The organism is Sphingomonas oligoaromativorans (assembly GCF_011762195.1).
In the GTDB taxonomy this organism is placed as follows: Bacteria; Pseudomonadota; Alphaproteobacteria; order Sphingomonadales; family Sphingomonadaceae; genus Solisphingomonas; species Solisphingomonas oligoaromativorans.
This window is the reverse complement of record NZ_JAASQK010000002.1, coordinates 396,357-419,803: the sequence shown is the minus strand read 5'-3', so window position 1 is coordinate 419,803 and position 23,447 is coordinate 396,357. Positions and strand designations below refer to the sequence as shown.

Here is a 23,447-nt window from a genome sequence, read left to right as displayed (position 1 = left end):
GGGAACCGATAGCGTTCGTGAGGGGGCTCCGATCGTGATGACCATGCTGATGCTCGGCCTGTTCCTGCTGGGTCCGTTCGCGACGCTCGGCATCTGGCTATGGCTGCGTTCCCGCCGGGAGCCGGCTCAACTGATCGAGGCATTCGACATCGGCCGCGTCATGGGGCGGAGCTTCGCCGCGTTCGGCAGGGAGGGGTGGCCGCTGGCCGGGCTCGCGCTGTTGCTGGTGGGCCTTCCGCAGGTGCTCTGGATGACGATGCTCCGCGCGATGATGCCGCAGCTATCGGCGGCATCGCCCGGTGCGGGGGCGAATGCGCAGGCCGATCGCCTGATCGGGCTGTTCCACGCCTTTCCCGCGACCATGATCGGTGGAATGCTCGCGCTCCTGCTGTGCAGTTTCTTGTTCTACATCGCGGCGATCCGCTTCTGGGCGCAGCGGGGCGAGGGGCGGGGTGGCACGCTGGGTTCCGCGATCCGGCTGGCGCCGCGGCTGCTGCTGCCGGTGCTGGCCGTGGCGATGCTCGGCTATCTGGGTTTCCTGGCGTCGTTGCTGCTGTTCGTCGTGCCCGGCGTGGTGATGGCGCTGAACTGGCTCGCCGCGATTCCGGTGATGGTGAACGAGCGGACCGGCATCATCGAGGCCCTTCGCCGGAGCCGTGCGCTCGCTATCGGCTCGCGGGGGCGGATATTGGTCGTCGCCCTGCTGATGCTGGTGCTGACGATGCTGGTGTCTCTGATGGGCAATGTCGCGATGCGAGGGCTGATCGGCGATAGCGGCCCGGCCTCCGTGCTGCTGATCGCGGTGCAGGCGCTGGTGGCGATCTTGAGCGCGATCGTACATGCCGGCTTCTTCGCGGCGGTCTATGTCGAACTGAGGCGGGTCCGCGAGGGGCTGGCCGTCCCCATGCTGGCCGAGGTGTTCGCTTGACGCCCGCCCGCGCCGAGAGGATCTGAACGACGCATGTTGCGACCCGAAAGCCAGCCCGCCGCCGATGCCCGCCCCCATGCCGCGGGACATCTCTATCTCCAGGTTCTGGTGGCGATCGCGCTGGGCGCCCTGCTCGGTATCTTCGCTCCTTCCGTGGGCGCGGCGATGAAGCCGCTGGGCGACGCCTTCATCAATCTGGTGAAGATGGTGATCGCGCCGGTGATCTTCCTCACCATCGTCACCGGTATCGCGGGGATGCGGGAGCTGGGCGCGGTCGGCCGGGTGGCGGCCAAGGCCTTTGCCTATTTCCTCACCTTCTCGACGCTGGCGCTGTTCGTGGGGCTCACCGTCGCCCATCTCGTCCATCCGGGATCGGGGCTGCACATCGCGCCCGCCTCGCTCGATCCGGGGGCGGTGGCCAGCTATACCAAGGCCGCGCACGAACAGTCGATCGTGGGTTTCCTCACCCATATCATCCCGACCACCATCCTCTCGCCGTTGACCGAGGGGGATATCCTCCAGACGCTGCTGATCGCGGTGCTGTTCGCGGTCGCCGCCTCGCTGGTCGGCGAGCCCGCGCGGCCGGTGATCGAGATGCTGGAACATCTCTCCCGCATCGTCTTTCGGCTGGTCGGTATCCTGATGCGCGCGGCGCCGGTGGGTGCGTTCGGGGCGATCGCCTTCACCGTCGGCAAATATGGTGTGGGGACGCTCGCCAATCTCGCCGGGCTGGTGGCGACCTTCTATCTCACGGCGCTGATCTTCGTCCTGGTGGTGCTGGGCGCTGTCGGCTGGGCCAACGGTTTTTCAATCCTGAAACTGATCCGTTACCTCCGGGCCGAGCTGCTGCTGGTGCTCGGCACCTCCTCGTCGGAGGCCGCGCTGCCCGCGCTCATTGAGAAGATGGAGGCGGCCGGTTGCGCCAAGCCCGTCGTCGGCCTCGTCGTGCCGACCGGCTATTCCTTCAACCTCGACGGCACCAATATCTACATGACGCTCGCCGCGCTGTTCATCGCGCAGGCCTGCGACGTGCATCTGACATGGGGTCAGCAGGCGCTGCTGCTCGGCGTGGCGATGCTGTCCTCGAAAGGCGCGGCCGGCGTGACCGGCGCGGGCTTCATCACATTGGCCGCGACCCTTTCGATCGTGCCCGATGTTCCGGTCGCCGGCATGGCACTCATCCTGGGTGTAGACCGGTTCATGTCAGAATGCCGCAGCCTGACCAACTATGTCGGGAACGCAGTGGCGACCATCGTCGTTGCGCGCTGGGAAGGTGGACTGGACCGCGAGAAGCTGTCCGCCGCCCTCGACGGACGGTCCGCACAAGGCTGAGCATCGCTTTGTGAATCGAAAGGCCGCGTAGCAGACGAACGCGGCTTTTTCGTCTCACATGCGAAAAATTGCGTCAGCCATGGAACGTTCGTCGAAGGCGGGTGTTCGCCCTGACAGCGCTGTTATCGCTGTTTCGATCAGTCGTTGCGGCGTGGCGATGAATAGAAAAATCCATAAAGTCGTCATTTCGCAATTGCGATGAACTGTCTAGTAATGCGCGATGATCCGAGCATGAAAGACTGGGCATTGTCAAAAAAAGCAGAGATATTGCACCGCGGCGTTCCAGTCAGGATTCGGAAGGGTGGGCCATGGCGTATGATGGCTTCTTTCGTTCGCGTATGTCGATCGAGCGAGTTACGGCCAATATTGATAAGTCGGCAGATCGGAAAACGGCAATCCATGTATTCGACGCCAATGCGTCGCGGTTTATGGATGTGATGATTGCGGCGATCGCCCTGGCGATCCTGCTGCCGGTGATCGTGATCCTCTGCCTCGCCATCATGGCGCATGATGGCGGCCGCCCGATTTTCGTGCATCGCCGGATCGGGCGGGGCGGGCACAGCTTCCCCTGCCTCAAGCTCAGGACGATGGTCCGCAATTCCGAGGAGCGTCTGCGCCATCTTCTGGAAACCGATCCGGCGGCGCGGGCGGAATGGGCGATGGACCAGAAGCTCAGGATGGACCCGCGGATCACGCCGCTGGGCCGTTTCCTGCGCAAATCCAGCCTCGACGAGCTGCCGCAGCTCTTCAACGTGCTGGTGGGCCATATGAGCCTGGTCGGCCCGCGCCCGATCGTGGCCGACGAGGTGGCGCGCTATGGCCGCTACTTCCGTTTCTATTGCGCGGTGCGCCCCGGCATCACCGGCCTCTGGCAGGTGAGCGGGCGCAACGACACCAGCTATCGCCGCCGCGTGGCGATGGACACCGTCTACAGCCGCAGCCGATCGGTGGGCACCGACATCTCGATCCTCGTGCGGACGGTTCCGGCGGTGCTGGCCAGCAAGGGGTCGTTCTGAACGCGCCCCTGCATCCGAAGCGTGCGTGGATGGATAAGGCGAACGAACTTGCAGCCGGCCGGGACGGTGGGACTCCCCTCCGCCGCCTGGCCGTGCTGCAAGTCGATCCCTCGCTGTTCACGGCGCCTTATGACGCGGCTCTGTCGGGCGGCCTCGCGGCCAACGGCATCGATCCGGTCTGGGCGACACGCGGGCTGAGGGCGGGGGAGGAGGATCTCCTTTCCGCCTTCGCCACCGATCGCTTCTTCTACGCGTGGACCGACGGCCGGCGCCGGCGTGCCGGCCGATGGGCGAAGGCGGTGAAGGGGCTGGAACATGCCGCCGGTCTGCATCGGCTCGTCGCGCGGGCCAAAGCGCATGATCTCGTGCATTTCCAGTGGGCGGCGCTGCCATTGCTGGATGCCCGGGCCATCGCGCGGATCCGCCGGTCGCGGCCGGTGGTGATGACCGTCCACGACATCAAGCCGTTCAACGGCCGCCCGGTCAGCGCGCTTCAGGTGAGCGGCTATGATGCGGTGCTGGCGTCGGCCGACCATCTCATCGTCCACACCGCCGAGGGGCGCGACGCGCTGTTGGCGCGGGGTCTGCCGTCGGAGCGGGTGAGCATCGTCCCGCATGGTCTGCTGCCCCTGATGCCGGCCCCTCCCGAGCCTCGCTCGGGCGAGCGCTGGCGCGTGGTGCTGTTCGGCCGGCTCCAGGCCTATAAGGGCGCGGACCTGCTGGTCGAGGCGCTCGGCCGCATCGATCCCGCGACCCGCGAGAGGCTGGAGGTGATCGTCGCGGGCGAGCCGCAGATCGATGTCCAGCCGATCCGCGCGCGTGCCCGCGCCCTGGGGCTGGGCCTCGATTTCGTGCTGCGCGACCGGCGGCTGGGCGAGGCCGAGATGGCCTCCCTGCTGCGAAGCGCGGACGCCTTCATCTTCCCCTATCGCACCATCGACGCGAGCGGCGTGCTCCATCTCGTCGCCGAGCTGGATCGCTGGCTGATCGCGAGCGATCTCGGTGCCTTCCGCGCGATGCTGGGCGAGGCGCCGGGCGCGGGCGCGCTCGTTCCGCCCGAGGATATCGACCGGCTCGCCGCCGCCATCACGGATTCGATCGGCCGCCGCCCGACCCAGCGGCCCGCGCACGACGTGATGGGCTGGGCCGAGATCGGCGGGCTCACGCGCACCGTCTACGAACGGGCGATCCGCGACCATGCGGAGGCGAAGCGATGATGCGTTCGCTGCTGGTGATTCAGGACAGCCTCGATTTCGGCGGGCACGAGGCGATGTTCCTGCGCTTCCTGCCGGCACTGGTGGAAAGCCGTGCCTTCGACCGGATCGCCATGCGCTTCCCGGCGGGCAATGTCCGCCTGTCGGACCGACTGGCGCGCTTCGCCTCCGAGCGTTTCGACGCGAAGGGCTGGGGCTTCACCAAGCGGCGCGCCGAGCCCTATCTGGCGGATTTCCGGCAGGGCTATGCCCGCGCCGTCCGCCGTCTGATCGCGGAGGAACGGCCGACCACGACGCTGCTCCTGCAAGGCCGGATCGAGAATTGCGCCGTGCCGACGCTGGCGGCGCCCGCCGGCCAGTTCCTCGTGAGCTATGTGCCGATGGCGCATCGCATGGCGGAACTCGGCCGCGCGGGCGTGCCGGGGGACATGGTCCGGCGCAGGCTCTATCGGCGCCCCGATCGCTTCATCGTGCCCGGCCGCGCCGTGGCGGGGCAGGTGACGGCGGCGGGTGGACGTTCTCCGGTGGCCGTGGTCGACAATGTCGTCGATCCGCCGCCGCGTCCGGGGCGGGAAGGGGCTCGCGTCGCGCTGGGGCTGGAGCAGGAAGCGCGCGTCGCGCTGTTCCTCGGCCGGCTCGACGTGCGCCAGAAAGGCCTCGACACGCTGGCGGACGCGATGCGGCAGCAGGCCGATCGGCTCAAGGGCTGGACCTTCCTGATCGTCGGCGGCGGCGAGGGGGCGGCGCTGTGCGAGCAGATCCGCACCGAACTGGAAGGGCGCGTGGCGATCCGCACCATTCCCTGGACAGAGCGTCCGCAGGACGCGCTCGCCGCCGCCGACGTGCTGCTGATGCCGTCCCGCTGGGAGGGCGTGCCGCTCGTGATGCTGGAGGCGATGACCTATGGCTTGCCGCTCCTCGCCAGCGAGATCGACGTGTTCCGGGATTATCTCCCCGACACGCACCGCATCGACTTCGCCACCACCGACCTCGCGACCGCCATGGAGCGCGTGACCGAGCCCGATCGCCTCGCCGCCTATCGCGCGATCGCCGCGCGGCGGCTGGCCGAAGGCGGCCTCGCGCGTTCCAGCGAGCGTTTCGTCGCGGCGCTGCTCCCCGAATGGACCCCCGCATGACCCAGTACGGACCGGCTGCGGTCGTCATCCCGACCCTGAATGAGATCGCCCATATCGAGGGGCTGCTTTGGCATCTTCTGGCCGAGCCGCCGGAGGTGGTCGGCGAGATTCTCGTCGCCGACGGCGGTAGCCGCGACGGCACGCAGGAGGCGGTGCATCGCATCGCCCGGAGCGAGCCGCGCGTCCGCCTGATCGACAACCCGGATCGCATCCAGGCGGCCGGCGTCAACCGCGCGGTGGCGATGGCGGACCGGCGCTTCGGCGTGATCGTGCGCGTCGATGCCCATGCGCTCTATCCCGGCCAGTATGTCGGCCGGCTGCTGGCCGCGCTGGAGGCCAGCGGGGCGGACAGCGTGGTGGTGCGGCTCGACACGGTCGGGCGGAACTGCCTCCAGCGGGCGGTGGCGGCGGCGCAGAACAGCCGCGTCGGCACGGGCGGATCGGCGCATCGCATGGGGCGCGTTTCCTGCTTCGTCGATCATGGCCACCACGCCGCCTTCCGCCGCGCCGCCTTCGAGCAAGCGGGGGGCTATGACGAAACCTTCGAGGCCAATGAGGACGCCGAGCTGGATGCGCGCATCAGGGCGCAGGGTGGGCGAATCTGGCTCGATGTCGGCATTCCCGTCACCTATTTCCCGCGCTCGACGCTGACCGGCCTCGCGAAGCAATATCGCCGCTACGGATCGGGCCGGGCGCAGACCTGGCTCAAGCATGGCGAGACGCTCCGGCTGCGGCAGATGCTGCCGCCGGCGGTGCTGCTCGCGGTGACGGCCAGCCTGATCCTGTCATTGGTCACCCCTTATGCGCTGGTCGTTCCGCTCGGTTATTTCGCGGTACTGCTGGCGGCTAGCCTGAGCCTTGCGATCGATGCGGGATCGGCCTGCGTCCTGCTCGCCGCGCCTGCGCTGGCCACCATGCATTTCGCATGGGGCTGGGGCTTCCTGCGACGGATGGCCGCTGGGCGGAGCCGAGGCGCGGAACATGCGTCGCGCCGCAGCATTGCAAGGGCTGCGGCGGCCGAAAGTGGAGGCGAGAGAAAAGCATGAACCGGATGAAGCGGATGATCGCGGGGCTGTTGCTGGTGCTGCCCGTCGCGGGCTGCGCGAACGACATCGCCGGGACGCCGCAGGGCGCGGCCGCGCCGGCCCCCTATGTCTACAAGCTGGGGCCGGACGACCGGGTGCGCATCACGGTCTATAACGAGCCCAATCTGAGCGGCGAATATTCCGTCAACAGCGAAGGCGAGATCTCCTTCCCGCTGGTCGGCATGATGAAGGCGCAGGGCCTGACGCTGGGTGAGTTCAGCGACGCGCTGACGAAGCAGCTCGACGCGCATTATTTCAAAGATCCGCATCTGGTGGTGGATATGGTCTCCACGCGTCCCGTCTATGTGCTGGGCGAGGTGAACAAGGCGGGCCAATATCCCTATCAGTCGGGCATGACCGTGCTGGCCGCGGTCGCCACCGCCGGGGGCTTCACCTACCGCGCCAACCAGAAGATCGTCATGATCCGCCATGGCGGCGCGGCCGCCGAGCAGCGCGAGCCGCTCACCGCAGACCTGATCGTGCAGCCGGGCGACACCATCAGGGTCCGGGAACGGCATTTCTGAGTTCGTGGCGCACCCCCGCCCCTTCTCCTGGCGACATGGCGCGATGCTCGGCCTGTTGGGAGGCGTCTTCGCCGCGCCCGCCGTCGCATCTCCGCAGGACGCGCCGCTGCTGCCGCCCGAGCCGCCGCAGATCGAAAAGCGCTACACCGCCGTGCTGGAGCGGGTTCAGCCGGGCTATGTCCCGCCCGGCATCCCGCTCGGTGCCTTCACGCTCTCGCCCTCGATCAGCGTGAGCGGCGGCTATGACGACAATATCTTCGCCACCGAGCATGACCGGGTGTCCGACGGCTTCGTGCGATTCCGGCCCGAGGCGCTGATCCAGTCCAACTGGAGCCAGAACAGCGTCTCCCTCGACGCCACCGGCACGATCGACCGCTATTTCCACCGCACCAGCGAGAATATCGCCGATTATGCGGTGACCGCCTCGGGCCTCTACCAGATCAGCCGGGACACGATCCTGCGTGCCGCCGCCCGCGTGGAGAGCGACCACCAGTCCCGCCTGTCGCAGGACATCTTCGCCCAGACCATCCATCCCGTCCGCTATGCCGAGCAGTCCGGCGCGGTGGCGCTGACGCAGGATTTCGGGCGGCTGCGCGTGACCGGCGACGCGCGGGTGGCGCGGTTCGACTATCGCAACGGGCGGCTGGCGGACGGCTCGGTCTACGACCAGCAGACCAGCGACAACACCAGCTACCGGGTGGGCGTCCGCGCCTCCTATGCGCAATCGCCCGCGCTCGCCTGGTTCGTGAGCGCGAGCTACAACAGCCGCAATTTCCGCACCGGCACCGTGGACACGCCGGAACGCGATTCCCACGGATACCAGCTCCTCGCCGGTGTCGATTTCGAGCCGGCCGCGTTGATCCGCGGCAGCATCGGCGTCGGCTATATCCGGCAGAATTTCCGCCTGGCCCATTATACCGATCTGTCTGGCGTGGGCTTCAACGCGCGGCTGCAATTCTTCCCGAGCCAGCTCACCACCGTGACGCTGAACGCCGATCGCTCGGTGCTCGATTCCGGCATTCCGGGGTCCGGCGGCTATCTGTCGAGCGAAGGTTCGATCCGCATCGACCATGAGCTGTTCCGCCAGATCATCCTGAGCGCGTCGGTAGGCTACCAGTCCAACAAGTTCAACAATCTCGACCGTGTGGACGGCCGGCTCGCGACCAGCGCGGGCATGACCTACCGCCTCAACCGCTTCGCTTCTCTCGAGCTGAATTACGACCGGCTCGATCAATCCTCCCACGGCGCCGACCGGTACAGGGCCTATGTCGACAACAGGGTTCTCGCCGGCGTGACGCTGAGAAGGTAACGACCCATGAACGACATCGTCCCCGTCCTTCGCGAGCCCGTCGTCGCGCGGCGCATCACCCCGCTGCCGCCCACCGTCGACCGCGTGGACGGCCTGCGCCGCGCCATGGCGGCCCTTCGCCGGCGCTGGTGGCTGGCGCTCGTCATGTTCGTCGGCGTGCTGTTCATCGTGCTGATGACGGGGCTGACGCGCACCAAGCTCTACACCGCCACCGCCAACATGGTGGTGAACTCGCGCGAGTTGAACGTGTCCGAGAAGGACAAGGAGGTGCTGCCCGGCCTCTCCACCGCCGAGAACGCCGCCGACACCGAGGTGCAGATCATGCGCTCCATGGCGGTGGCCGAGGGGACGGTGAAGGCGCTGAATCTCGCCTCCAACCCGCTGTTCGCGAAGAAGCTCGAAACGCTGGCGCCGCCTCTGCGCCAGACGGCGGCGGCGTCGATCCTCGCGTCCAGCCTCAAGGTGGACCGGCCCGGCCAGTCGAACGTGGTGTCGATCGCCTATACGGCGGCCGATCCGCTGCTGGCCAAGAGCATCGCCGACGAAGTGGGCCAGCAATATCTCGCGGTGAAGGGCCAGTCGCGCCATGCGGCCGTGCAGAATGTCGATCAGGGGCTGGGCGACGAGCTGGATCGCCTGCGCGGCCAGCTTGAGCAGGCCGAAGCGGCGGTGGCGGACTATCGCGCCCAGCACAACCTGTTCGCCACGCAGAACACCACCTTCACCGAGCAGGAACTCTCCACCTACAAGCAGCAGGAAGCGCAGAGCCGCGCGAACCTGGCCGAGGCGAACGCCCGGCTGGCGACGGCGGAGGCGCAGATCAGGAAGGGCTCGAACGGCGGAGACGTCGGCGCGGCGCTCCAGTCTCCGGTGGTGCAGCAGCTTCGTGCCCAGCGTTCCCAGTTGGCGGCCACTTATGCGGATCTCTCGTCCCGCTACCGCCCCGGTCATCCCGATCTGGTGAAGGTGAAGGACCAGCTCGACACCATCGACGCGCAGATCAACGCGGAGATCAAGCGCCAGATCGCCAATCTGAAGGCCAATGCGCAGGTCGCCCGCGATCAGGCGGGCAATGCGGCGGGCACGGTCGCCCAGACCAGCGGCACGCTCGCGGCCAACAACGCCGCCTCGGTGAAGCTCAACGAGTTGCAGCGCAAGGCGGATGGCCTGCGCGACACGTATCAGACGCTGCTCACCCGCCGTAACTCGATCAGCAGCCAGGCGCTGGTGGCGGATGAGGATGCCCGCATCTTCTCGCCCGCCGCGCTGCCGCTGCGGCCGAGTTCGCCCAACAAGCCGCTGATCGTGCTGATCGGCCTCGCGCTGGCGGCGATCGTGGCGGCGGCGTCGGTGTGGATCGCCGAGGCGTTCGACCGCAAGCTCGTCACCTCGGGCGATGTCGAGAGCAAGCTCGGCCTGCCGCATATCTCCAACGTGCCGGAAATCCGCTCGATCGCGCGCGGCGACGAGGCGCGTATCGCGGCGATCGACTTCGCGCTGGCGCGGCCGGCGTCGCTCTATGCGGAATCGCTGCGCGCGGTCCGCCTCGCCGCGCTGCGCCACAAGCGCCATGACGGGCCGGTGACGATGGGGATCACCTCGGCACGGCCGGGCGAGGGCAAGACGACGATGGCGATCTCGCTCGCCCGCGTCTCGGCCATGGCGGGCAGCCGCACGCTGCTGATCGACGCCGACGTCCGCCGCCCGGCCGTGGCGAGCCGGCTGGGCTTCCAGCCGCGTGTCGGCCTCGTCGAGGTGCTGCGCGACAATCTGCCGCTGGAGGCCGCGCTGGTCCGCGACGAGGCGTCGGGCGCGATGATCCTGCCGGTCGCACAGGCGCTCGCCAGCAGCCACGACCTGTTCGACTCCGCGCGCGTGCAGGCGCTGCGCTCGATGCTGGCGGGGCGGTTCGATTTCGTGATCTTCGATGCCGCGCCGGCGCTGGCGGTGTCCGACGCGCGCCTGTTGCTGCGCCAGCTCGACGACGTGGTGATGGTGGTCCGCTGGAACGGCACGCCGCGGCAGACGGCGGCGGCCGCGCTCAAGCGGATGCGCGCGCTCGATATCGAGCCGATGGGCGTGGTCACCACCCGCGTCAACATGCGCGCGCTCGCCGCTTATGGCCATGGCGACATCGATCGGGATCATGCCGCCTATGGCGTCTATTATAGCTGATCGGGAGCAGGCGTCAGTGGGCTGCGTTGCCGCCGAATTCCGCCTGATAGGCGGCCAGCGTCTGCGGGAACTTGCCGGCCGACATGGTCGCGTCATAATCGGAGGCGGTGAAATCCCAGTAGTTCTGGGCGACGACGTTATGCGCGCGCATCCATGCCGCCATGTTGTGGATGAACAGCGGATCGTCGCCCCAGCCATGGCCGTCGGGCCGCGTGCCGGTGCCCCATTCGGGCACGATGATCGGCTTGCCATGCGCCGCCGAGAAGGAAGCCAGCCAGTTCAGCCCGTAATTGGTGGTGAGATAGCCCTGCCAGCGGACGGCCGGATCGGTATCCTGCGCGCGCCAGCTCTGATTGTAGAAATCGATGCCGACCAGATCGACCACGTCGTCGCCGGGCCAGAAGGTATCGGGCGACGCGGAGCCAGCGCCGAGCGATGGGTTCCAGGCGATCGCGAAATGCTGGCCGGGCGTCGCGCGCAGCAGGCTGACCACATGCCGGAACGCGGGCTTGAAGGAAGCCGGGTCTTTCCCCGCCGCCCAGGGATACCAGTCGCCGTTGAACTCCCAGCCGAGGCGGAGCGTGGCGTTCGCCTGCCCCTTGGCGACCAGCAACGCGCCGAGCTTGCTGAACTGGTCATCATACTGGCCGGCGGCGACCTGGGCGAGAGTGGCGCCCTTCACGGTGAGCGGCACGCCGATCATCAGCTTGTAGGGCTTGCCCTGCCAGCAGCCGAGCGCCCAAGTGGCGCCGCTCAGCAGGCTGTCCCAGCTTTCGGAGGAGAAGAAATCGGTCACGCTGTCGAGCTTGCGGCCCATCACGCCTTCGTAGCGCGGCAGGCGGCCCGCGCCGTCGCAGCCCGCGCCCTTGTAGACGCCCATCAGCGGATCGGCGCTGGCGGGGCTTGCGAAGGCGAGGGGGACGGCAAGGAACGCGGCGGTCATCAAGGATCGGATCATGGGTTCTTCCTGTTGGGTGGCCCGCGACGTAACGCGCGCAGTGCGGCCGGGATGCAGGGCCTGCGATCGGCTCGCCTCGCCAGGGGGCCTGGAGCCGCAGGCGGAAGGATGAACCGTGCCTTTCCGCGGATGAGCGGACATTCCGTCATCCGCCCCGAAGCCGGGATGGGGCGAGGGAAGGCCGGCCGATGACGGCACTGCAACCCACCATCCGGCGCGGCAACTGGACGGACCTGATGGCATCCCCCGTCCGCATTCCGGCGGCGGAGGCGTTCGACACCCGCCGCAGCCTGATCTTCGCCCATGCGGGCTTCATCATCTGCATGATCTTCCAGCGTTTCGGGCATATGTTCGGCGGGAGCGCACTGTTCTTCAGCCTGCCGGCCTTCGGGCTGCTGCTCGGCTGGGCGGTGGCCACCGGCATCGCCACCGTGCGCGAGCGCGGGGCGGCGCTCTATATGATGTTCGCCGGCTGGACGCTGATCGCGACGCTGTATGCGTTGCTGGCGCCGGACGCGCGCTTCGGGACGAGCCTCACCTCGCTGCTCGCGATCCTGCTGACCTATGGCTTCACCGTGCTGGGGCCGGGGAGCCGCTTCGATCGGGCGGTGATCTTCCCGGTCTTCCTGTTCTACACGCGGCTTTGCGCGGTGCTCGGCATCATCCAGTGGGTGATCCAGTTCGGCGGCGTGCGGATCTTCTCCTTCATGCTCACCGTGCCGCCGCTGCGTCCGGTGCTGATCGAGTCCCAGTTCAACTTCAACCCGACGCTGCATTACGGCTCGTCGATCCTGCGCTCCAACGGCTTCTTCCTGATCGAGCCGAGCGTGTTCTCGCAGACGCTCGCGATCGCCATCGTGCTCGATTATTTCATCCTCGGGCGGGCGAAATATCTGCCGCTCTACCTGCTCGCCTATCTGCTCTCCTTTTCAGGGACCGGCGCGTTGACGCTGGCGCTGGCGGTGCCTTTCTACGCCTGCCTGTCGGCGAAGAATTTCGGGCGCGTGGCGGGGTTGCTGATCGCGGGCGCGCTGGGCCTCGCGGTGGCGAGTGTGGCCTTCCCCGAGCAGGTGGGATCGCTGACCAGCCGGGTGAACGAGCTGAACTATTCGGGATCGAGCGGCTATGCGCGCTTCATCGGCCCGTTCCTGCCGATCTCGGACCTGATGCAGGAGGGGCGCATCCTGATCGGCTGGGGGCCGGGCGCGACCGAGCGCTATCTCTATCATGTCGAGGGGACGGGCAATTCCATCGCCAAGCTGGTGATGGATTATGGCCTGATCGGGATCGGCGCGTTCATCGTCATGTTCCTCGGCACGCTGTGGCGGCGGGACTATGCGATCCTGTCGGTGCTGGCGTTCACCACCTTCGTGGTGGGCGGCGGCTATCTGCTGTTCACGCCTATCCTGGTGCTGCTGATGCTGCTGTGCATCTGGTCCGGCCTGCCGGAGGAGCGGATCAGATCAGCCGAAAGATGAGCGTCCAGATCGCGATGCCCGCGACGGCCGCCAGGCCCCAGGCGGCGAAGGAGATGCGTCGCCCGCCGAGCGGGCGGACATTGGCGGGCGCGACCGGATCGATCGACTCCTGCCGGGCGGCATCGTGCGGCTGAGAATTGGGGATCACGTCGCCGGAACGGACGAGGCCGTCGGATTTCATTGGCTCATCGCCCTTCAGGATCGGTGGATCTTCGATCACCCCCTGCCTCTCCGCTCGTTAATATTTTCTCTCATAGACCGGGCGACCTTGCCGAGCGTTTAAGACAAAGGTCAAAAATAACGATGCGCGTTCCGACGTCCCCTGCGCCAGCATGGCACAGAGGGGCGGGTGATCCCAAGCGGACTTTGGGTCAGGCGGAGGCGTCGGCCTCGATGTCGCTGTCGCGATAGCGCAGGCGGGAGAGGAGGGCGCGGCCCGTCCAGCGCTGGATTTCGGCCGCCGCCAGCATCGCGCCGCGCCTGGCCGTGGGCTCCATGCCGAACGCGCCCCACATCAATTTCCGGGCCACCCCGAAGCGGCGCATGGTGAAATTCACGCGGCCGGCCTCCCACATGCCGCTGGCGCGCATCGATCGGTTGAGTCGCCGCCACTGGCGGGCGTCGAACCGCTCCCGAATCTCCCGGTTGCCGGCGATGGCCTCAAGGCAGGGCTGGTGATTCGCCCAGTCGACCGAGAGCCCGCCCGAGGAGCTTCCCGGCCGGACGCGCAGCGAGAAGACCTCCGGTTCGTTGCCGATGAAGGCGAACGGGCCACGCGCCGCGAGCCGGCACCAGAATTCCCAATCCTCGCTCAGCCGGATGCCCGCGTCGAAGCCGCCGAGCGCCTTCGCCACCTCGGTGCGGACCAGCACATGCCCGCCATTGGCGAAGAAATTGCCGCGCAGCAAAGGCTCCAGCACGTCGCCGTCGGGATAGCGATGCTGGGCGAGCGGCTTCTGCCCCGGATAGGGCGCGCCGCTCGGCAGGATCTTGAGGAAGGTGCCGAACGCCGCCACCGCCTCGGGCCGCTGGTCCAGCCTGTCGGCGAGACGGGCGAGCGCGGTGGGGTTCAGGATGTCGTCGCCGTCGAGGAACATGGTGTAGCGGCCGGTCGCCAGCGACAGGCCATGATTGCGCGCCATCGACACGCCGGCATTCCTTTGCTGCACCAGCGTAATGCGCGGATCGTTCAGGGTCACGACACGCGCCGCGGTGCCGTCGGTCGAGCCGTCGTCGACGACGATGCAGCGCCAGTTCCGGTGCGTCTGGGACGTGACGGACCGCAGGCACGGCAGGATGAAGTCCGCCACGTTGTATGCAGGGATAATCACCGTAATCTCAGGCGCGGACATATTTCTCCTTCCGAGGCGTTTGCATCGGGAACGAGCAGAGGAACAGCCCCCGTCATGCAGGTCAGCGTCGTGATCCCCGCCTTCAACGCGGGGCAGTATATCGAGGCGGCAATCGCTTCCGCAACGCAACAGGAGGGCGTTTCGCTGGAAGTCGTCGTGGTGGATGACCGGTCGACCGACGATACCCGCGAAAAGGTCCGCCACATGGCTGCTGCCGACCCGCGCGTGTCGCTGATCGTGCTGTCGCAAAATGGTGGCCCATCCGTGGCGCGCAACGCCGGCATCGCCGCCGCGCAGGGCCAGTGGATCGCGCTGCTCGACGCGGACGACGCCTATCTGCCCGGCCGGCTCGCGACTTTGGTGGCGCTGGGGGAGGAGCAACATGCCGATCTCGTCGCCGACAATATGCTGCTGGTCGATGCCGGCGACGGCACCGCCGTGCCGATGATGGCGCCGGGCTTCCTCGTCTGCCCGCGCGCGATCGACCTGCCCGAGTTCATCGCCCGCAACATCTCCACGCCGGATGCGCCGCGCACCAATTACGGCTTCCTGAAACCCCTGATGCGGCGTGCGTTCCTCGCCAGCCATGGCCTCCGGTACGATGAGAAGGTCCGCTTCGCGGAGGACTTCGCGCTCTATGTGGACTGCCTGCGGGCGGGGGCGCGGTGGTGGCTGCACCCGGAGCCGATGTACCGCTATCTCGTCCGCCCGGATTCGCTGACGCAGGTGCAGACGACGGGCGATCTCGATCGGCTCCGCAGGCGCCAGCGCCGGCTGCTCGCCGAGGCGAAGGATCGGGGCGACCGCGCCTTCGCGACGCTGATCCGGCGGCATCTGCGCAATGTCGATCGCTGCTATTATTATCGCGGCTTCACCGACGAGCTGAAGGCGAAGCGGCCCGCCGCCGCGCTCGGATACCTCTTCGGAGGGGCAGACAGCGTGCCGCTCGTCGTGCAGGAAGGCGCGCGGCAATTGCCGGTCGTGCTGCGCAAGGCGTTGCAAGGCGGCTATCGCGGGCCGGCGGGCGCCGCGCGATGAGCGACGCCGTGGCCGCCCCGGAGGCGCCGTCGATGTTCTCCCCCGAAGGCGATGCGCAGGCGCTCAAGAAGCGCTCCGCGATGGGCGCGGCGATGACGCTTGCCGGACAGGGGGCGAAGTTCGTGCTCCAGTTCGGCAGCCAGGTCGCTTTGGCGCGGCTGCTGCTGCCGAGGGATTTCGGTCTGCTGGCGATGGTCGGCCCGATCGTGACGGCGGCCTTGCTGCTGACCGATCTCGGCCTCTCCGCCGCGACGATCCAGCGGCCGAGGATCAGTCAGCGGGAGCTGTCGAGCCTGTTCTGGTTGAACGTGCTGATCGGCTGCGGGCTGGCGGGAGCGGCGGTGCTCGCAGCGCCTCTCGCCGCCGCCTTCTACAAGACGCCGGCCGTGATGCCGGTGATGGCGACGATGGCGATCGCGCTGCTGCTTTCCAGCCTTGCCGCGCAGCATCTGGCGATCCTCAACCGGCGGATGCGCTTCGGCGCGATCGCGCTGATCGAGGTGGGGGCGCTGGTGGTCGGCGTGATCGTCGGCGTGTCGGCGGCCTTTTCGGGGCTGGGCTACTGGTCGCTGGTGGCGATGCAGATCGCCAATGGCGCGGCGACGCTGCTGATGGCGTGGGGCTTCTCCGGCTGGCGGCCGTCACGGCCGGGGATCGACCGGGACGCGCTGCATCTGGTGCGCTTCGGGGGGACGGTGACGGGCTATAACCTGCTCGGCTATCTCATCACCAATCTCGACAATATCCTGATCGGCGCCCGCTTCGGGGCGGGGCCGCTCGGCATCTACGATCGCGCCTACAAGCTGATGTTCCAGCCCTTGTGGCAGATGACGGCGCCCGCCGCGCGCGTGGCGGTGCCGCTGCTTTCCCGGCTGGCGGACGATGCGGCGGAATATCGCAAATCCTATCTCGCCATGCTGGGCGGCATCCTCGCGCTCACCACACCGGGCATCCTGTGCGCGATCGTCTTCGCAAGGCCGGTGATTGTCGTTCTGCTGGGCGAGCGTTGGGCGGCATCGGCTCCGATCTTCGGCTGGCTCGGCGTCTGCGCACTGACGCTCCAGCTCCGGCAGGCGGCGTCGTGGCTGTTCGTCAGCCAGGGCCGCGCCGAGGAGCAGCTCAAATGGGGCGGGCTCGGCTCGGCGGTGGTGATCCTCGGCTATCTGGTCGGCATCTTCTGGGGGCCGAAGGGCGTCGCCGTGTCGGCCGCCGTGACGAGCGGACTCGTGCAGATTCCGATGATGTGGTGGGCGGTGACGCGCAGCGGGCCGGTGAGCCGGGCGGATGCGCTGCGCCTGCTCCTGCCGCTCATCGTCGCGACGGCGGTGAGCGGCGGCGTGCTGGGGCTGCTGTCCGGCGCCGCGATCTGGTCGAGCTTCGGCGGTCTCGTGCTGGCGGTGCTGGTCGCCTATGCGCTGTTCGGCGCGGCGCTGGCCTTGTTCCCCAGCGGGCGGGCGCAGATGCGCCGCGCGATCGGTATGGCCCGGGGCTTCCGCCGGGCCTGAGGGTTCAGCCCGCGCGCACCATCTCGATCAGGCGCACCCGCGCCGCCTCGAGCTGGTTCACCCGATCGTTGAAGATCGCGTCGCCGCTGAGGAAGCTCTCGCCCGTCGCCGCCTTCTGGAGCGCGCGCGCGGCGGCCGCGACCTTCGGCCCGTCGAACGAGGAGATGGCCGCCTTGAGCAGCGTCTTGACGCCGCCCGGCGCCTGCACCGAGTCGATCACCTTCGGCTCGTCGCGATAGCGGCGGGCGAAGTCGTCGAGCAGCTCGCTGTCGGTCATCTGGGCGCCGCCGGCATGGGCGACACTCCGTCCGCTCGCCTGCGTCAGCCGGGTGATGCGATCATAGCGGAAGGATTCGAGATGCGCCGTCGGCGGCAGCGCCACCGGCTTGTAGGGCAGGCCGAGCGACGAGGCCCAGTCGCGCCACTTGAAGATGCTGACCTCCGGCGAGATCATCACCGGCACCCACGGGATGCGCAGCGTATCCGCCACGATCGCGCCGTGCATCGCCTCGGTGACCACCAGCTTGGCGTGGCCGTAGCAGGCGAGGATGCGCTCGGTGGACCATTGCGGATCGACGAAGGCCATGCCGGCCTGCTTCGCCGCCTGCTTCCAGCGGCTGTTCACCAGCGTGCGGTGATGCGGCATGAACAGGATGGCATCCCGCTTCGGCGCCCATTTCACCGCGTCCGGGATGCGGGCGAGCAGCGCCGCGCTGTCGGTGACGGCGGCCTGCGGCTGGCGGACCAGCGCGGCGGTGAGCGGCCCGCGCACGGCGAGATAGTTCCAGCGTTCATGCCCCTCCGGCAGCGCGCCATAGGCGGCGCCCGAACCCATCACGAACACGCGCTTGCCCGCCGTGTCGACGTCGCGGAAGCGGGCCTGATCGAGCAGGCTGCCGATGCCGACCATCACCGTGTCGGGGGCGGAACGCACATCCTCGGGCAGCAGCCGCGGCCACATGAGTTCGTTGAGGTCGTCGCCGAAATTGCCGACGGCATCCTTGTAATAGACGATTTGCACGGGCGATCCTGTGTTCGGGCTGGAAGTGGCGAAGCCCTGCCGCCGCCCGGCGGGCGCCGACATCCTGCGGACTGCACCGCAGCATGTCGGGCCACGCAAGGCGGCGGCTGGCCGCAAGCGGCGTGTCGTGCCGGAAACGCGCTTGCATCCTTAACTTCCCCACGAGGCGCGGTAACGGTCGGCCGGCGTTCCGGTTCCCGGACTGTCGCGATGCAGCAATAAACGACGAACCGAGATGGTTCGCGGACGAACCGTTGGACGACGCTCTCGAACGCTTCACCGGATCGGCATAGCGGTGGAGACATGAGGCGGCTTTCTGGCCTTCAGTATGTTCGCGGCATCGCCGCCTGTGGCGTTCTGGCGTATCACGCGGCGGATCGGGCCGGCGTGCGTATGGGGCTCGGCGAAGCGGGCGTGGACCTGTTCTTCGTGCTGAGCGGCTTCCTGATGTGGGCCATCACCGACGAGACGAGCCGGCCGGGCACCTTCCTGCTCGATCGGCTCAAGCGCATCCTGCCGGGTTATTGGGCCGCGACGAGCGTGATGCTGGCCGGCGCGCTGGCCGGGCTGTTCCCGGCGGTGCGGCTCACCGTCGGGCATGTGTTCGCCTCCTATGCCTTCCTGCCGTGGATTTCGCCCAGCAACGGGCAGGTCTGGCCGCTGCTCGTGCCGGGCTGGACGCTCAATTACGAGGTGGCCTTCTATGGCCTGTTCGCGCTCGTGCTGCTCGTGCCACGCGGGCGACAGCTTGGCCTGCTGACGCTGGTGCTGGCGGGGCTGGCGTTGGCCGACGGCGTGCTGCGGCCCGAAAGCACGGCGATGCGTTTCTACACCGATCCGCACATCCTCGAATTTCTAGGCGGATTGTGGCTGGGCTGGCTGTGGGAGAAGGGCGGCCCGTCGCCAGCTTTGGCGCCGCTGCTGGCGCTCGCGGCGGTGCTGGGCTTCGCCGTGTCGCAGATGCTGCCGGCGGGCTGGCCCAAGCCCGCGCTGTTCGGATTGCCCGCGCTGCTGGCCGTCGCGGCCGTGCTCGGGCGGGAGCGGCGGCCGGGCGGCATCGGCGGGTGGCCCCTGCTCGAAGGACTAGGGGATGCGAGCTACTCGATCTATCTCTGGCATACGCTGGGCCTATCGGTTTCGGCGCGGGTGGCGCATATGCTGGGGCTGCCCGTCCTGCCGGCCATAGCGCTGCACGTCGCGACCGGTCTGGCCGTGGGGCTGGCGGGATATGCGCTGGTCGAGCGGCCGATGATCCGGCACTTCGCCGCGCGCCGCCGTCGCCTCAGGGAAGCCGTCGCCGGAGCGGCCTGATCGCCACGAGATTGCTTTTTCGGGCAGGATCGTATAACGGCGACCAGTTAAATCGGAGTTATCGTGTGACGCACATCACGACCGGCGTCGAATATGCTCTGCACTGCCTGCTGTTCCTGGTGGATAGCGACGAGGAGCAGCCGCTGGCCAGCGCGCGCGATCTGGCCGAGTTGCAGGGTGTTCCGGCCGATTTCGTGGCCAAGCTGTTCACCAAGCTCCAGAAGGCCGGCATCGTCGCCGCAACCGAGGGCGTGCGCGGAGGCTTTCGGCTCGCCCGCGCGCCGGCGACGATCAGCGTGCTCGATATCGTCGAGGCGATCGACGGGCAGAAGCCGCTGTTCGAATGTCGCAACATCCGCAGCCAGTGCGCGCTGTTCGAGGGCGATACGCCGGACTGGGCGACGCGGGGCGTCTGCTCGATCCATGCGGTGATGCTGGAGGCGGAGGCGCGCATCCGGGATGTGATGGCCTCGCATACGCTGGCGAGCCTCGCCGCGCGCGTGGCGGACAAGGCGCCGCCCGGATATGGGGCCAAGGCGTTCGACTGGCTGTCCGAGCGCGGCCCCGCCCGGACGACCCGCACATCGCGATAGGCCGGCGCCCGGTTTCCCGAAGCGCCAGCCTCGTCCTTTCGGTTCAGGCGACCACCGCCCGGCGCGGATCGGCGGCCGCGAGCGCCTCGGCCCGGTCGGCGCGGGGCGGATAGATCCACTCCGAGTTGATCTGGTGCTTGAGCGCCTTCGCCTCGGCACCTTCCATCTTCACCACGCGATCCCAGCCTTCCGAATAGACCGCGCCCCAGGGGCCGAGATCCAGACAGGTGACATAAAAGGGCTGGCTGTAGGGGATGGGCGCGAGCCCCAGCAGGTCGGCCGCGACATTGTGGCCCGACGAGCGGCCGAGGCCCATCGCGTGCTGGCACGACATGGCGGCATGATTGCCCTCGTCGTCGGTGGCGGCGAAGGCGGTGTCTCCGGTCGCATAGACGCCGTCCACGCCCGGCACGCGCAGGTTACGGTCGACATGCAGGCGGCCGAAGCGATCGCGCTCGGCGGGAATCTGCTCGGTGAGGGCACTGGCGCGCATCCCCGCCGTCCAGATCACCGTCCTGGATTCGATCCGCTCGCCGTTCGCCAGCGTGACGCCGTCGGCATCGATCGCGGCGACCGCGACGCCCAGCCGCATCTCGACGCCCAGCTCGGCCAGCGCCTGCTCGATGACGGGGCGCGGCCCCGGCCCGAGATCGGGGCCGATCGCCTCGGCCTGCTCGACCACGACGACACGGGTCTGCGCATCCGCGCCCAGCGCCTCGCGCAGGCGGGCGGGCATCTCGGCCGCCGTCTCGATGCCGGTGAAGCCGCCGCCGGCGATGACGACGGTGTTGCGGGCCGCGCTGTCGGGCAGTGCCCCCAGCGCCTTCACATGCGTCTCCAGCGCGGCCGCCTCGTCGAGCTGGTCGACGCTGAACGCATGGTCTGTGAGGCCCGGAATGCGCGGGCGGAACAGCTTGCTGCCGGTGGCGAGCACCAGCCGGTCATAGCCGAGCGTCGCGGCATCGCCATGGGCATCGACATAGTCGACCGCCTTGTCATCGGTGCGGATACGCTCGACCGTGCCCTGCACGAAGCGCACGCCCGCCGCGTCGAAAACCTCACGGAGCGGCGCCTTCATCGTGCCGGCCTCGGCTTCGTAGAGGCGGGGGCGGACATGCAGTTCCGGCTGCGGCGCGATCAGCGCGATCTCGATTCCGCCATCGGCGCGACCATTCTCCTCCAGCACCCGCGCGGCGCCGAGCGCCGTCCACATTCCGGCGAATCCGGCACCGACGATCAGGATGCGTTGAGCCATGACACCATTCCTTCCAAGGGGGTTCGATAAAACTACGACTACATGAGTCGTAGTTAAAAGACAAGCCTCGCGAAGGCGGCCCGTCGCCGGGCGCTTCCCTTGGGCGGCGGGAGCCGGTAGGCGCTGCGGAGGGGCAGGGAGAGTTGCATGATCGCGAATCCGTTCATCGTCGGCATCGGCGGGACGACCAATCCGGGGTCGTCGACCGAGCGCGCCCTGACGGTGGCGCTGGAGGCTGCGCGGGAGGCGGGCGCGCAGGTGCGGCAGTTCGACGGGCCGAGCCTCTCGTCGCTGCCGCATTATGCGCCGGGCGCGGTGGATCGAAGCGACGTGGCGCGTGAACTGGTCGCCGCGGTGCGCGCGGCCGATGGCGTCATCATCGCGAGCCCCGGCTATCATGGCTCGATCTCGGGCCTCGTGAAGAATGCGATCGACTATCTGGAGGAGACGTCGCGGGATCAGCGCGTCTATCTGGACGGGATGCCGGTGGGCCTGATCGTCACGGCCTATGGCTGGCAGGCGACGGGATCGACGCTGAGCACGCTGCGTTCCATCGTCCACGCGCTGCGCGGTTGGCCGACGCCGCTGGGCGCGGCGGTGAAGGCGACGCCGGGGCTGTTCGTCGACGGCGCCTGCACCGATCAGGCGGCGATCAACCAGCTCCGCCTTGTGGGCAATCAGGTGGTGGAGTTCGCCCGGCTGCGGCTGCGTGCTCCTTCCGTCACGGCAACCGGCTCGGGTGAGGGCGAGGGCAGGGACGAGAATCCGTGCGGATGACGGCGCGTCCGTCCGTTCTGCTCGTCTGCCTCGGCAATATCTGCCGCTCGCCGCTGGCCGAGGCGGCGCTGCGGGCGGAGGCGGCGCGGGCGGGCCTCGATCTGGAGATCGACTCGGCGGGCACGGGCGGCTGGCACGCGGGCGATGCGCCGGATCGGCGCGCGCAGGCGGTGGCGCTGCGTCACGGCATCGACATCTCCGGCTATCGCGCGCGGCAGGTGACGACGGCGGACTTCACCCGCTTCACCCATATCGTCGCGCTCGATGCGGATAATCTGGCCGACCTCCGGCGCCTCGCCCCCACGGGCGCCACGGCGACGATCGGCCTGCTGCTCGATCATGTTCCCGGCCGTGAGGGGCAGGGCGTGCGCGATCCCTATTATGGCGACGCCGACGGCTTCGACACGACATGGGCGGACGTCAGCGCCGGCGCGCGCGGGCTCGTGCGGGCGATCGCCGCCCGCCCCTGAGCTTTCAGCATTCCAGCGATTTTCCCGAAAAGCGCTGGATCAGCCAGTTCGCCGCCGGGCCGGGGGGCGCATCCCGCCGCCAGATGCCGTCGAAGCGATAGGTGACGCCGGTGTGATCCGGCATATCGAGCTTCACCAGCGTGCCGGCCATCAGGTCCGGCTCGATCAGCGGCACGGGCATATGGCCCCAGCCGATTCCCTCGCGCAGCAGCGCGTGCTTGGCGCCGAGATCGGCCAGGCGCCACGTCCGGTCGCTCACCACCGAGAAGTCGCGCCCGGCGGTGAGGGGGGAGCGATCGGTCAGCACGAGCTGGATATGCTCGCGCCCCGCACCCGGCCTGAGCTTGCCGCGCGCCAGCGGATGATCCGGCGCGGCCACCGGTACCAGCGGCACCGAACCCAGCGAGACGCGCTCGATCCCCTCGATCTCGGCCGCGAGTGGGCCGCTGACCCCGATCATCGCGGTGCCGTTCAGCACATGCGCCGCCACCGCGCCCAGCGCCTCGACGTGGAGGCGCAGCGCCACCGTCGGAAATTCCCGGCTGAAGGCGTTGAGCGTGTTGCCGAGCCAGGTGCTCGGCAGCATGACGTCCACCGCGACGCTCACTTCGGGCTCCAGCCCCTGGAGCAGGCCCTTCACCTTGGCGCGCAGCCCGTCCATGCCCTCGGCGATGGCGTGGGCCTCCGCCAGCACCGACTGTCCGGCCGGCGTCAGCGTCGGGCGGCGGGTGCCTTCGCGATCGAACAGCACAAGGCCGAGCTGCGCCTCCAGATTGGCGATGCCGTAGCTGATGACGGACGTGGCCCGGTTCAATTGCCGTCCGGCGGCGGCGAAACTTCCCGTCTCGATGACGGTGAGGAAGATGCGGAGTTGATCGTAAGTCGGCGTACCGGGGTTCAGCATTTCGATTTCCCTGAACAGTCCGGCCGAGATTATCGCAGTCCCGCTACAAGGGGAACGGGCCTAATC

22 protein-coding genes are annotated in these 23,447 nt (G+C 68.4%); 16 read left to right on the top strand and 6 right to left on the bottom strand.

Going from position 1 to position 23,447, the window contains the following annotated elements; genetic code table 11:
* Positions 1–37 precede the first annotated feature (37 nt).
* The 9 genes from FHS98_RS06065 to FHS98_RS06025 all read left to right on the top strand — a co-directional run bounded on the left by FHS98_RS06065 (position 38) and on the right by FHS98_RS06025 (position 10,719).
* Positions 38–928: a hypothetical protein gene (locus tag FHS98_RS06065; RefSeq protein ID WP_167101522.1), complete on the top strand. Its 891-nt coding sequence runs from the start codon at positions 38–40 to the stop codon at positions 926–928.
* Between the two features lie 33 nt (positions 929–961).
* The gene (locus FHS98_RS06060; protein WP_167101520.1) at positions 962–2,260 is read left to right on the top strand and encodes a dicarboxylate/amino acid:cation symporter; all 1,299 of its coding nucleotides are present in this window, start codon (positions 962–964) and stop codon (positions 2,258–2,260) included.
* A gap of 428 nt (positions 2,261–2,688) precedes the next feature.
* Complete coding sequence (locus tag FHS98_RS06055; protein ID WP_243847872.1) at positions 2,689–3,276, top strand: sugar transferase; 588 nt, start codon at positions 2,689–2,691, stop codon at positions 3,274–3,276.
* Between the two features lie 29 nt (positions 3,277–3,305).
* The gene (locus FHS98_RS06050; RefSeq protein ID WP_167101518.1) at positions 3,306–4,493 is read left to right on the top strand and encodes a glycosyltransferase; all 1,188 of its coding nucleotides are present in this window, start codon (positions 3,306–3,308) and stop codon (positions 4,491–4,493) included.
* Positions 4,490–5,626 carry a glycosyltransferase family 4 protein gene (locus tag FHS98_RS06045; RefSeq protein ID WP_167101516.1) on the top strand — a complete coding sequence of 379 codons (1,137 nt, stop codon included), beginning with the start codon at positions 4,490–4,492 and terminating at the stop codon, positions 5,624–5,626. The genes FHS98_RS06050 and FHS98_RS06045 overlap by 4 nt, the downstream gene beginning before the upstream one ends.
* On the top strand, positions 5,623–6,672 hold the full coding sequence (locus FHS98_RS06040; protein ID WP_167101513.1) for a glycosyltransferase family 2 protein: 1,050 nt from the start codon (positions 5,623–5,625) through the stop codon (positions 6,670–6,672). The genes FHS98_RS06045 and FHS98_RS06040 overlap by 4 nt, the downstream gene beginning before the upstream one ends.
* Positions 6,669–7,235, top strand: coding sequence for a polysaccharide biosynthesis/export family protein (locus FHS98_RS06035; RefSeq protein WP_167101504.1), 567 nt, complete (start codon positions 6,669–6,671; stop codon positions 7,233–7,235). The genes FHS98_RS06040 and FHS98_RS06035 overlap by 4 nt, the downstream gene beginning before the upstream one ends.
* A gap of 4 nt (positions 7,236–7,239) precedes the next feature.
* Positions 7,240–8,544: an outer membrane beta-barrel protein gene (locus FHS98_RS06030; protein ID WP_167101501.1), complete on the top strand. Its 1,305-nt coding sequence runs from the start codon at positions 7,240–7,242 to the stop codon at positions 8,542–8,544.
* Between the two features lie 6 nt (positions 8,545–8,550).
* Complete coding sequence (locus tag FHS98_RS06025; protein ID WP_167101497.1) at positions 8,551–10,719, top strand: GumC family protein; 2,169 nt, start codon at positions 8,551–8,553, stop codon at positions 10,717–10,719.
* 13 nt (positions 10,720–10,732) lie between these two features.
* On the opposite strand, the gene FHS98_RS06020 is transcribed toward FHS98_RS06025, so the two are convergent.
* Positions 10,733–11,677, bottom strand: a complete 945-nt coding sequence (locus tag FHS98_RS06020; RefSeq protein WP_167101494.1) for a glycoside hydrolase family 26 protein — start codon at positions 11,675–11,677, stop codon at positions 10,733–10,735.
* A gap of 188 nt (positions 11,678–11,865) precedes the next feature.
* On the opposite strand from FHS98_RS06020, the gene FHS98_RS06015 reads away from it, so the two are divergent.
* Positions 11,866–13,155, top strand: coding sequence for a hypothetical protein (locus tag FHS98_RS06015; RefSeq protein ID WP_167101491.1), 1,290 nt, complete (start codon positions 11,866–11,868; stop codon positions 13,153–13,155).
* On the opposite strand, the gene FHS98_RS06010 is transcribed toward FHS98_RS06015, so the two are convergent.
* Together FHS98_RS06010 and FHS98_RS06005 are read right to left on the bottom strand one after the other, a co-directional pair.
* Entirely contained in the window at positions 13,136–13,375 is a 240-nt protein-coding gene (locus FHS98_RS06010; protein WP_167101488.1) for a hypothetical protein, read from the bottom strand. The genes FHS98_RS06015 and FHS98_RS06010 overlap by 20 nt on opposite strands.
* 151 nt (positions 13,376–13,526) lie before the next feature.
* Positions 13,527–14,507 (bottom strand): glycosyltransferase family 2 protein, encoded by a 981-nt coding sequence (locus FHS98_RS06005; protein WP_167101485.1) that lies wholly within the window; start codon positions 14,505–14,507, stop codon positions 13,527–13,529.
* A 54-nt stretch (positions 14,508–14,561) separates the two neighbouring features.
* On the opposite strand from FHS98_RS06005, the gene FHS98_RS06000 reads away from it, so the two are divergent.
* Positions 14,562–15,545: a glycosyltransferase family 2 protein gene (locus FHS98_RS06000; RefSeq protein ID WP_167101481.1), complete on the top strand. Its 984-nt coding sequence runs from the start codon at positions 14,562–14,564 to the stop codon at positions 15,543–15,545.
* A complete protein-coding gene (locus FHS98_RS05995) occupies positions 15,542–17,050 on the top strand; it encodes a lipopolysaccharide biosynthesis protein (protein ID WP_167101477.1) in 1,509 nt (502 codons plus the stop codon). The genes FHS98_RS06000 and FHS98_RS05995 overlap by 4 nt, the downstream gene beginning before the upstream one ends.
* A gap of 4 nt (positions 17,051–17,054) precedes the next feature.
* On the opposite strand, the gene FHS98_RS05990 is transcribed toward FHS98_RS05995, so the two are convergent.
* Positions 17,055–18,134 carry a polysaccharide pyruvyl transferase family protein gene (locus FHS98_RS05990; RefSeq protein WP_167101473.1) on the bottom strand — a complete coding sequence of 360 codons (1,080 nt, stop codon included), beginning with the start codon at positions 18,132–18,134 and terminating at the stop codon, positions 17,055–17,057.
* Between the two features lie 240 nt (positions 18,135–18,374).
* On the opposite strand from FHS98_RS05990, the gene FHS98_RS05985 reads away from it, so the two are divergent.
* Positions 18,375–19,382, top strand: coding sequence for an acyltransferase family protein (locus tag FHS98_RS05985; protein ID WP_167101469.1), 1,008 nt, complete (start codon positions 18,375–18,377; stop codon positions 19,380–19,382).
* A 65-nt stretch (positions 19,383–19,447) separates the two neighbouring features.
* Positions 19,448–19,975, top strand: coding sequence for an Rrf2 family transcriptional regulator (locus FHS98_RS05980; protein WP_167101466.1), 528 nt, complete (start codon positions 19,448–19,450; stop codon positions 19,973–19,975).
* Positions 19,976–20,018: 43 nt separating this feature from the next.
* On the opposite strand, the gene FHS98_RS05975 is transcribed toward FHS98_RS05980, so the two are convergent.
* Positions 20,019–21,230 (bottom strand): NAD(P)/FAD-dependent oxidoreductase, encoded by a 1,212-nt coding sequence (locus tag FHS98_RS05975; RefSeq protein WP_167101463.1) that lies wholly within the window; start codon positions 21,228–21,230, stop codon positions 20,019–20,021.
* 147 nt (positions 21,231–21,377) lie between these two features.
* Here FHS98_RS05975 and FHS98_RS05970 point away from each other — a divergent pair, with 147 nt between their 5' ends.
* Together FHS98_RS05970 and FHS98_RS05965 are read left to right on the top strand one after the other, a co-directional pair.
* The gene (locus FHS98_RS05970; protein WP_167101460.1) at positions 21,378–22,007 is read left to right on the top strand and encodes an NADPH-dependent FMN reductase; all 630 of its coding nucleotides are present in this window, start codon (positions 21,378–21,380) and stop codon (positions 22,005–22,007) included.
* A complete protein-coding gene (locus FHS98_RS05965; RefSeq protein ID WP_167101457.1) occupies positions 22,004–22,477 on the top strand; it encodes a low molecular weight protein-tyrosine-phosphatase in 474 nt (157 codons plus the stop codon). Before FHS98_RS05970 ends, FHS98_RS05965 begins: the two co-directional genes overlap by 4 nt.
* A gap of 4 nt (positions 22,478–22,481) precedes the next feature.
* Here FHS98_RS05965 and FHS98_RS05960 read toward each other — a convergent pair whose 3' ends face one another.
* Complete coding sequence (locus FHS98_RS05960; RefSeq protein ID WP_167101454.1) at positions 22,482–23,381, bottom strand: LysR family transcriptional regulator; 900 nt, start codon at positions 23,379–23,381, stop codon at positions 22,482–22,484.
* Between the last annotated feature and the right edge of the window lie 66 nt (positions 23,382–23,447).